10 protein-coding genes are annotated in these 11,590 nt (G+C 66.3%); 2 read left to right on the top strand and 8 right to left on the bottom strand.

Going from position 1 to position 11,590, the window contains the following annotated elements; all coding sequences use genetic code 11:
* Positions 1–23: 23 nt before the first annotated feature.
* The 5 genes from ACHQ4I_RS14520 to ACHQ4I_RS14540 all read right to left on the bottom strand — a co-directional run bounded on the left by ACHQ4I_RS14520 (position 24) and on the right by ACHQ4I_RS14540 (position 6,899).
* Positions 24–968, bottom strand: a complete 945-nt coding sequence (locus tag ACHQ4I_RS14520; protein WP_420772226.1) for a proline dehydrogenase family protein — start codon at positions 966–968, stop codon at positions 24–26.
* Entirely contained in the window at positions 965–2,602 is a 1,638-nt protein-coding gene (gene pruA / locus ACHQ4I_RS14525; protein ID WP_420772227.1) for an L-glutamate gamma-semialdehyde dehydrogenase, read from the bottom strand. The genes ACHQ4I_RS14520 and pruA overlap by 4 nt, the downstream gene beginning before the upstream one ends.
* 60 nt (positions 2,603–2,662) lie before the next feature.
* Entirely contained in the window at positions 2,663–3,775 is a 1,113-nt protein-coding gene (gene dapC, locus ACHQ4I_RS14530) for a succinyldiaminopimelate transaminase (RefSeq protein ID WP_420772228.1), read from the bottom strand.
* Positions 3,772–4,095: a ferredoxin gene (fdxA, locus tag ACHQ4I_RS14535; RefSeq protein WP_040695137.1), complete on the bottom strand. Its 324-nt coding sequence runs from the start codon at positions 4,093–4,095 to the stop codon at positions 3,772–3,774. Before fdxA ends, dapC begins: the two co-directional genes overlap by 4 nt.
* A gap of 200 nt (positions 4,096–4,295) precedes the next feature.
* Entirely contained in the window at positions 4,296–6,899 is a 2,604-nt protein-coding gene (locus tag ACHQ4I_RS14540) for a bifunctional FO biosynthesis protein CofGH (protein ID WP_420772229.1), read from the bottom strand.
* Positions 6,900–7,112: 213 nt separating this feature from the next.
* On the opposite strand from ACHQ4I_RS14540, the gene ACHQ4I_RS14545 reads away from it, so the two are divergent.
* Entirely contained in the window at positions 7,113–7,610 is a 498-nt protein-coding gene (locus ACHQ4I_RS14545; RefSeq protein ID WP_420772230.1) for a PH domain-containing protein, read from the top strand.
* Between the two features lie 76 nt (positions 7,611–7,686).
* Entirely contained in the window at positions 7,687–9,312 is a 1,626-nt protein-coding gene (locus ACHQ4I_RS14550; RefSeq protein ID WP_420772231.1) for a PH domain-containing protein, read from the top strand.
* A gap of 109 nt (positions 9,313–9,421) precedes the next feature.
* Here the strand turns inward: ACHQ4I_RS14550 and ACHQ4I_RS14555 are convergent, their stop codons facing one another.
* The 3 genes from ACHQ4I_RS14555 to ACHQ4I_RS14565 form a co-directional block, all read right to left on the bottom strand.
* The gene (locus tag ACHQ4I_RS14555; RefSeq protein WP_420772232.1) at positions 9,422–9,841 is read right to left on the bottom strand and encodes a hypothetical protein; all 420 of its coding nucleotides are present in this window, start codon (positions 9,839–9,841) and stop codon (positions 9,422–9,424) included.
* On the bottom strand, positions 9,838–9,996 hold the full coding sequence (locus tag ACHQ4I_RS14560; protein WP_169338103.1) for a hypothetical protein: 159 nt from the start codon (positions 9,994–9,996) through the stop codon (positions 9,838–9,840). The genes ACHQ4I_RS14555 and ACHQ4I_RS14560 overlap by 4 nt, the downstream gene beginning before the upstream one ends.
* A 76-nt stretch (positions 9,997–10,072) precedes the next feature.
* Positions 10,073–11,539, bottom strand: a complete 1,467-nt coding sequence (locus ACHQ4I_RS14565; RefSeq protein ID WP_420772233.1) for an amino acid permease — start codon at positions 11,537–11,539, stop codon at positions 10,073–10,075.
* Between the last annotated feature and the right edge of the window lie 51 nt (positions 11,540–11,590).

An 11,590-nucleotide genomic window follows, 5' to 3' on the forward strand; every position in this document is an offset into this window, starting at 1 on the left:
CGGCTCCGCCGGCTGCCATCCCCCTAGGACTTGCTGACCAGTGCGCGCAGAAAGAACGTGAGGTTGGCCGGGCGCTCGGCCAAACGGCGGGTGAGGTAGCCGTACCACTGGCCGCCATAGGGCACATACACCCGCATGGTGCTGCCCGCGGCCAGCCGCAACTGTTCGGCATCGCGGATACCGTAGAGCATCTGGTGTTCGAATTGCCCTGGGCCACGGCCGGTTTCGACGGCCAGCTGCTCGGCGGCGCGGATGAGCACCGGATCGTGGGTGGCCACCATCGGGTAGCCGTCGCCGCGCATCAAGGTCTCGAGACAGCGCAGGTAGGAGTCGGTCACCTCGGCGGAGCGCTGGTAGGCGACGGTGTGCGGTTCCCGATAGGCGCCCTTGCACAGGCGGATTCGGGATCCGGCACCGGACAGCTCCCCGCAGTCCGCCACGGTGCGATGCAGATAGGCCTGCAATACCGCACCGAGCCAAGGGAATTCGGCGCGCAGCTGGCGAATCGTGGCCAGCGTGGCATCGGTGGTGCTGTGGTCCTCGGCGTCGACGGTGACCCACACCCCGGCCTGGCCCGCCTTGGTGCACAGGATGTGCAGGTTCTCGGTGGCGATCGCGGGACCGTCCGCGGGCAGCGCCTGACCGAGCGCGGACAGTTTCACCGACACCTCGGTGCGCGCCGCGGCATCGGCGGATCCGCCCAATGCCGCCAAATCGTTGATCAGCGAAAGGTATTCGGCCACCGTGGCATCGGCTTGCGCTCGGTCGGTGGTGTTCTCCCCGAGAAAGTCGACGCTGATCAGCCGACGGCTCGCCAGTAGTTCCCGCACTACCGGGATCAACTCGTCCCGGTCCTCCCCGGCCACGAAGCGCCGGACGATATCGGCGGTGATCGGAGTTCCGGTGATCATCCGCTTCAGCCGCGGTGAATCGGCCGCCGCCAGAATGACCGGCCGCAGTGGATTCATTCCGACTCCATGTGCGGATACCGGTGATCACCCGGCGGCACGAAGGTCTCCTTGATCGTGCGTGGCGCGACCCAGCGCAGCAGGTTCAGCGGTGAGCCCGCCTTGTCGTCGGTGCCCGAGGCACGCGCACCGCCGAAGGGCTGCTGTCCGACCACCGCGCCGGTCGGCTTATCGTTGACGTAGAAGTTGCCCGCGGCGAATCGCAGTGCGGCCGAGGCCTGTTCGATGGCCTTGCGATCCTGGGCGAAGACCGCGCCGGTCAGTGCGTACGGCGCGGCCGATTCCACCTCGGCCAACACCGCTGCGTAGGAGCCGGGTTCGGCATCGTCGTAGACGTGCACCGCGAGGATGGGGCCGAAGTACTCGGTGGCGAAGGCGTCGTCGTGCGGATCGTCCACCACCAGCACCGTCGGCCGCACGAACCAGCCCTCGCTGTCGTCGTATTCGCCGCCCGCCGGAATGGCGATACCCGCCGACCTGGCCCGTTCGATCGCGGCCACGTTCTTGTCGTAGGCGCGCCGATCGATCAGCGCCCCACCGAAATTCGTCAGATCGGCGATATCGCCGTAGCTGAGTTCCCTGGTCAACTGGAGGAAATCGTCACCGATAGTGCGCCATACCGAGCGCGCGATATAGGCGCGCGAAGCCGCCGAGCACTTCTGACCCTGATATTCGTAGGCGCCGCGAATCAGCGCGGTGCGCAAGGCATCCGGATCGGCGGAGGGATGTGCGACGATGAAGTCCTTGCCGCCGGTCTCACCGACTAACCGCGGATACGAATGGTATCGGCCGATATTCGCGCCCACCTGGGACCACAGGAACTGAAATGTCTTGGTGGATCCGGTGAAATGGATACCCGCCAATCGCGGATCGACGAGCGCGACCTCCGACAGTTCGACTCCATCGCCGGTCACCATATTGATGACACCGGGCGGCAGTCCGGCCGCCTCCAGCAGCCGCATCGTGAAGAACGCCGAGAGCGTCTGGGTGGGAGAGGGTTTCCACACCACGGTATTGCCCATCAGTGCGGGCGCGGTGGGCAGATTGCCGGCGATCGCGGTGAAGTTGAACGGCGTGATCGCATAGACGAACCCCTCCAGTGGGCGGTAGTCCATCTGGTTCCACACCCCGGCGCTCGACCGCGGCTGCTGCTCCAGGATCTGGCACGCGAATGCCACATTGAAGCGCCAGAAGTCGACCAATTCGCATGGTGCGTCGATCTCGGCCTGCTGGACCGTCTTGGATTGGCCGAGCATGGTGGCGGCGGCGACGGTCTCGCGCCAAGGTCCGGCCAGCAGATCGGCCGCACGGAGGAAGATGGCCGCGCGCTCGTCGAAGGGCATGGTCCGCCAGCCGGGCGCGGCCGCGATCGCGGCCTCGATGGCGCCGTGGGCCTCCGAGTGGGTGGTATCGGTGTAGGTGCCGAGCACGTGCCGATGCCGATGCGGCGCGACGATATCGTGGCGAGCCCCGATGCCCGGCCGGTGTTTACCGCCGATGACAAGCGGAATGTCGATGGATTCGGCGGCGAGCTCATTGAGCTTGGCTATTAGCAGTTCCCGCTCACGACTACCCGGTGCGTAGGAATGCACCGGCTCATTTCCGGGGATAGGGACTACCGTGACAGAGTCCATACTCCAAGGCTAACGCCGTTTCCGGATCGCCGGGCGCGACCCGAGCCGTGTCGGCGGGACTCAGCTCAGGCGTTGCGCCGCGGCCGCGACGCGCTCGTCGGTGGCGGTGAGTGCGATACGCACGTGCTCGCCCGAGCCTGGACCGTAGAAGTCGCCGGGTGCTGCGAGAATTCCGCGTTCGGCCAGCCAGTCCAGGGTGGTGCGGCACGACTCGCCCCGAGTGGACCACAAGTAGAGGCCGGCTTCGGAGTGATCGATGCTGAAACCGGCGTGCTGCAAGGCCTTTCGCAGCACCTCGCGCCGCGCGCGGTAGCGCTCCTTCTGCTGCGCCTCGTGGGCGTCATCTCCGAGTGCGGCGGTCATCGCGGCCTGGATCGGGAACGGAACCATCATTCCGGAGTGCTTGCGCACCTCGAGGAGCTCGGCGACGAGCTCCGCATCGCCCACTACGAAACCGGCTCTGTAGCTGGCCAGGTTGGAGGTCTTCGACAGCGAGTGCACCGCGAGCAGGTTTGTGTGGTCGCCGTCGCATACCTCGGGATCGAGGATGGAGACGGCGCGCCCCTCCCAGGAGAGGCCCAGGTAGCACTCATCGGAGGCGACGATCGCGCCGCGCTCACGCGCGAACTGCACCACCTTGCGCAGATGCTCGACACCGAGCACCTTGCCCGTCGGGTTCGACGGTGAGTTCACATAGATAAGGGCAGGCGATTGCGGACCCAGCTGAGTCAACCCGTCCGCCCGCGCCACCTTCGCACCGGCCAGCAGCGCACCCACCTCGTAGGTCGGGTAGGCGACCTCCGGGATGACGACCAGATCATCCGCGCCGAGCCCGAGCAGCCGGGGCAGGCCGGCGATCAGCTCCTTGGTGCCGATCACCGGCAATGCCGCGGCCGGATCCAGACCCGTGATCCCGTAGCGCCGCTTCAGCGCGTCGACCGCCGCGATCCGCAACTCGGGCGTGCCGTGTGTGGTCGGATAACCGGGCACATCAGCGACCGAGCTCAACGCCGCGCGGATCAGCGGGTCCACCGGATCGACCGGGGTGCCGACCGAAAGGTCGACGATCCCGTCCGGGTGCGCGGCGGCCTTTGCTTTCACCGCCGAAATGGTGTCCCAGGGGAAATCGGGCAGCAGCGCGCTGACCCGGCGACGCGGTGACACAGAACTCATTCAGTCGCCATCGGCGGAAGCTCTTTGATGAACGGCGGGTCGTAATCCACCTTGCCGACCTTCGTCGCACCGCCGGGCGAACCCAGCTCGTCGAAGAAGTCGACATTGGCGTTCACGTATCCGCTCCACTGGTCCGGGGTGTCGTCTTCGTAGAAGATCGCCTCTACCGGGCACACCGGCTCACATGCACCACAGTCCACGCACTCGTCGGGATGGATGTACAGCATGCGACCACCCTCGTAGATGCAGTCCACGGGGCATTCTTCGATGCATGCCTTGTCCTTCACGTCAACGCACGGTTCAGCGATGATGTACGGCACTGCCGCTCTCCTAGTCTGTCCTCACGGGGATAGTCCGCCCAGCGTCACACTATCCCGGCAGCCCAGGTTACTCCGGGTCAGCCTGCCCTAACTAACTTTGTCCCGCATGCCCCTCGGTGGATACGAAACACCCCTGGCATCCGCGTCATTACAAATAGTCCGAGCGCGACGACCGGGAGTCTGGTACCCATCCGATACCGCTAACCTACCGACAGTGGCAAGGCCGCGGAAATCCTCCGAGGTGGTACCCCGTAGGCGGTGGTGCGTTCGCGCACCGGACGGCCGATGCCCTCGGCGATCTCGGCGAGTTCCGCGACGGTCTTGGCGGAGCCGTGCTGCGATCCGGCCATGCGGGAGATGGTCTCTTCCATCAAGGTACCGCCGAGGTCGTTGGCGCCGCCGTTGAGCATCATGCGGGTGCCCGCCGTGCCGAGTTTCACCCAGCTGGTCTGGATGTTATCGATGCGGCCGTGCAACATGATCCGCGCGAGGGCGTGGGCCGCGCGGTTGTCCCGGATGGTCGGGCCGGGTCGCGCCGCGCCCGCCAGGTACAGCGGTGCGCTCTGATGGACGAACGGCAGCAGCACGAATTCGGTGAAACCGCCTGTCTCGTCCTGGATTCCGCGCAGCACCCGCAGATGGCCGACCCAGTGCTTCGGGTTGTCGACGTGGCCGTACATCATCGTGGAACTCGAACGCAGGCCGACCTGATGTGCGGTGGTGATCACCTCGACCCACGCGGAGGTCGGCAGTTTGCCCTTGGTGAGCACCCAGCGGACCTCGTCGTCGAGGATCTCCGCGGCCGTGCCGGGAATCGTGTCCAGCCCGGCTTCCTTCAACGCGACCAGCCAGTCGCGGATACTCTGCCCGCCGCGCGAGGCGCCGTTCACGATCTCCATCGGGCTGAACGCGTGCACATGCATCGACGGCACCCGCTGCTTGATCGCGCGCACCAGATCGGCGTAACCGGTGACCGGCAGGTCCGGGTCGATGCCGCCCTGCATGCAGATTTCGGTCGCGCCGTCGACGTGCGCCTCCCAGGCGCGGTCGGCGACCTCGTCCATGCTCAGGGTGAATGCGTCGGCATCGCCCTTGCGCTGGGCGAAGGCGCAGAAGCGGCAGCCGGTGTAGCAGATATTGGTGAAGTTGATATTGCGGTTCACCACGTAGGTGACGTCGTCGCCATTGACATCGCGGCGCAGCTGATCGGCGAGCGCGGCCAACGCTTCCAGCGCGGGCCCCTCGGCCGTTGCCAGTGCGAGGTATTCGGCGTCGGTGAGGCCGGCCGGATCGTTCTCGGCGGCCCGCAGCGCGGCGAGCACATCGGAATCGAGTCGCTCGGGCGCCGCGACGGCGAGATCGCGGGCCTGCTCGCGAATGGTGTCCCAATCGCCGAAGGCCCCGACGACATCCTGGCCGAGCGCGGAATCACTGCGGCTCTCGGTATTTCGGCCCTCGGTATCGATCGAGGTGTTCAGGTCGACGCGCCCCGCCGACTCCCACGACTCGTCCGGTTCCTGCCACGGCAGACCCACCGGAATCGCATCCGGATTCGCCAGACCGGTCTTCGGATCGGTGAGCGCCGCGACGTGCGCGCCGATGCGCGGATCGACCCACGGGTTGCCCGCGCGCACGTATTTCGGGTGCGCGGAGGTGCGTTCGACGAGCCGATAGCCCGCGGCCTCGGTGATCTCGCGCAGCGTATCCAGGTTCGGCCAGGGCCGTTCCGGATTCACATGGTCGGGGGTGACCGGCGACACGCCGCCCCAGTCATCGATGCCCGCATCGATCAGCGCGCGACATTCCTCGTGCGACACCAGATTCGGCGGCGCCTGCACCGGCACATCGGGTCCGAGCAGCAGCCGGGTGACCGCGATGGTGGCACGGAACTCCGCCATGCCGGCGTCGGGGACATCGCGCATGGCGGTGTCGTCCTTGGCGCGGAAGTTCTGGATGATCACTTCCTGGATATGCCCGAATGCCTTGTGCTGCTTGCGGATCGCCATGATCGACTCGGCGCGTTCGGTCAGCGTCTCGCCGATGCCGACCAGAATGCCGGTGGTGTAGGGCACCGAAAGCCGACCCGCGTCGGTGATGGCGCGCAGCCGGACCGCCGGATCCTTGTCCGGACTTCCGTAGTGGCAGTTGCCCTTCTCGGTGAACAGCCGGGTGGCGGTGGTCTCGAGCATCATGCCCATGGACTGCGCCACCGGCTTGAGCCGGGAGATCTCCTCCCAGCTCATGACGCCCGGATTCAGATGCGGCAGCAGGCCGGTCTCCTCGAGCACCATGATCGAGACGGCGCGCAGGTAGTCCAGTGTGGAGTCGTAGCCGCGTTCGTCGAGCCACTGCGCGGCCTCGGGCCAGCGGTCCTCGGGCCGGTCACCGAGGGTGAACAGCGCCTCCTTGCAGCCGAGCGCCGCACCGCGACGCGCGATATCGAGGACCTCGTCGGGCTCCAGGAACATGCCCTTGCCCTCGGCGCGCAACTTGCCGGGCACCGTGACGAAGGTGCAGTAGTGGCATTTGTCCCGGCACAGCTTGGTCAGCGGGATGAAGACATTGCGCGAATAACTGATGGTCTTCGGCCGTCCGGCCGATTCCAGTCCGGCATCACGCACCCGGGCGGCGCTGCGCGACAGGTCGACGAGGTCGTCGCCGCGCGCGTGCAGCAGTACGGCCGCCTCGTCCACGTTCAGTGTCACGCCGTCGCGGGCCCGCCGCAGCGCACGGCGCATAGCCGATGGCGTTGGCGGTGCAGGCGGGACGCTCGGGGTCGCTAGCTCGGTCACGCCCTCGATCATGCGCTACACATCCTGGGCTGTCTCCCTCCAGTGCTTGTGACCGTTGCCAACTCCGGGCTCGCGCGCACTATTCCGACTTCGCGGGTCAAAGTATTCCCGCGCAGGCCGGGGCGTTTTCGCGGCGCTCGATGATCGCCTCGGCAGCGGTCCGCCAGGCGGTGGCGATTCGATGGTTCCTGGTCGCGTCATTCGGCGCGTGCGACGATGGCAGACATGACGCAGTCGCGCTCGATCATGGCCGATCCGGCCTGGCGTCCGAGCACCAAGGCCAAGCTGTTGTGGACTATCCAGGCCGCGGTGGGGTGGGTGGTTCCCTTCGTGGCGCTGATCGTCTGGGCTGTCGTCGACACCGGGCATCGGGGTGCGCAGTCGGTCGTGCTCGCGGTTGCGGTGGTGCTCGCGGTGCTGAGCATCGGGGTGGTGCCGCTGTGGCGGTACGCGGTGCATCGGTGGGAGGTGACCGATGAGGCGGTGTACACCCGGGTCGGGTGGTTGGCGGTGGAGAGCCGGGTGGCGCCGATCTCCAGGGTGCAGACCGTCGATACCGAGCGCGGACCGTTGGAGCGGTTGCTCGGACTGGCGACGGTGACCGTGACGACAGCATCGTCGGCCGGAGCGGTGCGAATCCCAGCACTCGATCTGCCGGTCGCCGAGCAGACGGTCACGCGGTTGACCGGGATCGCCGCGCAGCACCGGGGGGATGCGACATGAGTGAGCGCAGCGAGCGAACAATCAACACAGCCGAGCACTCGCTCGTGCCGGAGCCGAGCGCCGGCGAGGTGGAGGCATGAGCGAGCTCGCGCCGGAGCCGAGCGCCGGTGAGCTCGCGCCGGAGGCGGATCAGCCGTGGTTGCGGCTGGATAAGCGAATGTTGCTGGTACACCCCATTACCGAGGTGGTGAGGTTCATCCCGGTGCTGATCGGGTCGGTGATCCTGGGGACCAATACCGGTAACCCGCTGTGGAGTCTGATCGCGCTCGCGCTGATCGTCGGCTTCGCGCTGACGCGCTGGTTCACCACCGCCTACCGGGTCGGGCCGACGCATGTGGAGTTGCGGACCGGGTTGATTCAGCGCAAGAAACTCTCGGTGCCACGGTCGCGCATCCGGTCGGTGGATATCGAAGCCGATCTGCTGCACCGGGTGCTGGGACTCGCGGTGCTGGCGATAGGCACTGGGCAGCACGCGGATTCGGGTGAGAAGTTCAAGTTGGACGCGTTGGACGCCGATGTGGTGCCGCGGTTGCGAGCGGTCCTGCTCGCGCATACCGCGGCCGAGGTGTCGCCCGCTGGACAACAGCTGCCAACCGCAGTGGATCCGCTCCGAAAAGGTCTGCCGGAGTATGCGTTCGGGAACGCCCGTGAGATCGGCCACTGGCAGGCGAGCTGGGTCCGTTACGCGCCGCTGTCGCTGACCGGTTTCGCGATCATCGCACCCATTGTCGGTGTCGCGTTCCAGTACGGGGTCGGCCAGGTCCTGTTCAGCTCGAACGCCGTACACAATATCGAGGACGGCAGCGCCGCCTTGATCGCCGTTGCCATCGCGTTGCTGCTCATCGCGATCGTGGTGATCGTCAGCCTCGCGGCCTGCACCCGCTATCTGACAACCTATTTCGGGCTGCGGGTGCTCGATGACGATCGCACGCTGCACCTGCGCCACGGCCTGTTCACGACCCGGCAGATCACCCTGGATCTGGCGCGTTTGCGCGGCGCGACCGTCAACGAGCCGCTGCTGCTGCGCTTGGCCGGCGCCGCCGAGCTGGAAGCCATTATGACCGGGCAGAGTCCCCGTCAGAAGATCCTTCCGCAGGCACCGCGCCCCGCCATCGAACGCACCCTCGCGGAATTGCTCGTGCCCCGAGGTGTCAGTTCTTCCGCGGCCGCACCGCTGGACCGCGGACCCGTCGGTGTGCCGGAGCGCGCGCAGCAGGAGAGCGCGACGGTGAGCACCGCACCGTTGATCGCGCACGGTCCGGTCGCGCGCCGCCGCCGATACACCCGTGCGCTGAGCCCGATCCTCATTGTCGCGGCCGTAATGCTGATCTTTTCCCTTGCCGGAGCGGACTTTTCACCATGGTGGTGGCTGCTGCCCGCGATCGTGACGCCGATCGCCGTCGCGCTGGCCGCGGACCGCTACCGCGGACTCGGCCACGCCGTCCTCCCCGCGACCGAAACCAGCCCGGCCTGGCTGATCACCCGTTCCGGCTCGCTGGACCGCGATCGCGACTGCCTGGAGGCTCCCGGCATTATCGGCTGGACTGTCCGGCAATCGTTTTGGCAGCGCCGTTCCGGTGTCGCCACCGTGGTGGCCGCCACCGCGGCCGGTAAGAAGCGCTACCACGTTGTCGACATTCCGCTCGAACAGGCCTGGGCCCTCATCGAATCAGCGACGCCGGGCCGCCTCGGCAGACGCTGAATCAGCTGTGGCCGGGCTGATCGGCACGCGGCTGCGACCAGCCCGGCCCGGCGGCAACCGAAGGTGTCATCGCCTCGCCATGCGCCTCGACCGACGCGGATGCTGAAACTCAGCGGGTGCTGAACAAGCCTGCGTTTGCTCGGAAATAGATGTAGAGCAGCGGAGGTACCAGTCCGCAGAACAGTAGAAGCAGGGTGCGCCAATCGCTTCCGAGCATGATGTCGCCGCCGGGTCCGGAGACCGAGCAGGTGAGGAAGCCGAGGGTCCACGCGGCCAAGGGGAACAGCGCGGCGCTTACCCGATGGGTTATCGAGCGGACGCCCATGACCAGCAGGACGTTCACCACACCGGCCAGCACCGCGGACAGCGGGAAGGCGACCGTGCCGATGTAGGTCGGGAGGTAGAGGACTTCCAGGGCCAGGGTGATCAGGGCGTCCAGGACGAGGACACCGATGATCACCGGGCCCAACGGGAGGGTCTCGGGCGCGCCGTAGGTGCGGTCCACAGCCTTCTCGAAGTCGATCCTCACGCGACCGGCGGGAAGCCGAGGAGGGTGAGCAGATGGCTCTGCATATCGACGAACGCGTACAGCACCGACATATAGAGATCGTGCTGTTGTTGCGCGCCAGGGCGCAGGCTGTCCACGAAGGCAGCGATGGCGTTCTGCAGGTCCCAGTTGTACATGATCGGAGTCTATTCCGAGATCACTCACCTTCAATGGGGATGTTCGTGACTACGGGGAATTCCCCCTATTCCGAGATCACTCGCCTTCAACGGGGATATTCGCGACTACGGGGAATTCCCCCGTATAGCCCTTGCGCGTCCGGGCGATCGCGAGGACCCGTTTGCGGGCGGCGAACCAGCCGATGATCAGCGCCGGGATGATCACCACGAGCGAGGCGACGGTCCAGGTGCCGACCGGATAGTCGACGCCGGTGAGCACCACCACGAAGAACAGGAAGGCCAGCGTGACCAGGCCGGTCCACGGCGCGCCCCACATGCGGAACTCCGGTCGCTTCAGCTTGCCCCGCTTCCACCAGCGCCACAGCTGCAACTGGCACAGCACGATGGTGGCCCAGGAGGCGATGATGCCGAGCGAGGCCATATTCAACACGATCTCGAAGGCGCGTTCGGGCACGATGCCGTTGAGCGCGATACCGCAGAGCGCGATCAGGCTGGTGAGCATGATGCCGCCATACGGCACGCCGTTGCCGCCCATGACCCCGGTGAACTTGGGCGCGCTGCCGTTCATCGACATCGACCGCAGGATGCGCCCGGTGGAGTACAGGCCGGCATTCAGGCTGGAGAAGGCGGCGGTGAGCACGACGACGTTCATGATGCTGCCGATACCCGGCAGGCCTAGCATGGTGAAGAAGGTGACGAACGGGCTCTCGCCGGACTTGTAGCTGGTGTAGGGCAGCAGCAGTCCGAGCAGTACCAGTGAGCCGACGTAGAAGACCGCGATCCGCAGGATGACCGAATTGATCGCGCGCGGCATGATCTTGGCCGGATTCTCCGTCTCCCCCGCCGCGGTGCCGACCAATTCGACGGCGGCATAGGCGAATACGACACCGGAGGTGACCACGACCAGCGGCAGAATTCCGGTCGGGAACAGTCCGCCGTGATCGGCGACGACGCTCGGACCGGTCGCCGCGCCCGCAACGGTGAATCGGCCGATCAGGAATACGGCACCGATGATCAGGAACGCGCTCAGCGCGGCCACCTTCACCAGCGCGGCCCAGAACTCCATCTCGCCGAACCATTTGACCGAGACCAGATTGACCCCGAGCACGATCACCAGCGCGATGAGCGCGAGCAGCCACTGCGGAATATGGGTGAATCCGGCCCAGTAGTGGAAATACTGAGCAATCGCGGTGGTGTCGGCGATTCCGGTCATCGACCAGTTCAGGAAGTACATCCAACCGGCGACGAATGCGGCCTTCTCACCGAAGAATTCGCGAGCGTAGGAGACGAACGAACCGGAGGACGGCCGGTGCAGCACCAGCTCGCCGAGCGCGCGCAGAATGAAGAAGACGAATACACCGCAGACCGCGTAGACCAGGAAAAGTCCTGGTCCCGCACTCGCGAGACGACCGCCCGCACCGAGGAACAGACCGGTTCCGATGGCGCCGCCCATGGCGATCATCTGGAGCTGACGCGGTTTGAGACTCTTGTGGTACCCATGATCCTCGATGCTGAGGTGAGCTCTGTCGCCGACCGCTGTCATGAAACCGTTGTGCCTCCACATTGATGTCCGAAATCACAAAGACGGTACCCG

This window comes from Nocardia nepalensis, from assembly GCF_048910785.1.
In the GTDB taxonomy this organism is placed as follows: domain Bacteria; phylum Actinomycetota; class Actinomycetes; order Mycobacteriales; family Mycobacteriaceae; genus Nocardia; species Nocardia nepalensis.

Coding starts and splice junctions, on each gene's coding strand:
- ACHQ4I_RS14565 (WP_420772233.1), bottom strand. CDS start 11,539: ATGACAGCGGTCGGCGACAGAGCTCACCTCAGCATCGAGGATCATGGG.
- ACHQ4I_RS14560 (WP_169338103.1), bottom strand. CDS start 9,996: ATGTACAACTGGGACCTGCAGAACGCCATCGCTGCCTTCGTGGACAGC.
- ACHQ4I_RS14550 (WP_420772231.1), top strand. CDS start 7,687: ATGAGCGAGCTCGCGCCGGAGCCGAGCGCCGGTGAGCTCGCGCCGGAG.
- pruA (WP_420772227.1), bottom strand. CDS start 2,602: ATGGACTCTGTCACGGTAGTCCCTATCCCCGGAAATGAGCCGGTGCAT.
- ACHQ4I_RS14520 (WP_420772226.1), bottom strand. CDS start 968: ATGAATCCACTGCGGCCGGTCATTCTGGCGGCGGCCGATTCACCGCGG.
- dapC (WP_420772228.1), bottom strand. CDS start 3,775: ATGAGTTCTGTGTCACCGCGTCGCCGGGTCAGCGCGCTGCTGCCCGAT.
- ACHQ4I_RS14545 (WP_420772230.1), top strand. CDS start 7,113: ATGACGCAGTCGCGCTCGATCATGGCCGATCCGGCCTGGCGTCCGAGC.
- ACHQ4I_RS14540 (WP_420772229.1), bottom strand. CDS start 6,899: ATGATCGAGGGCGTGACCGAGCTAGCGACCCCGAGCGTCCCGCCTGCA.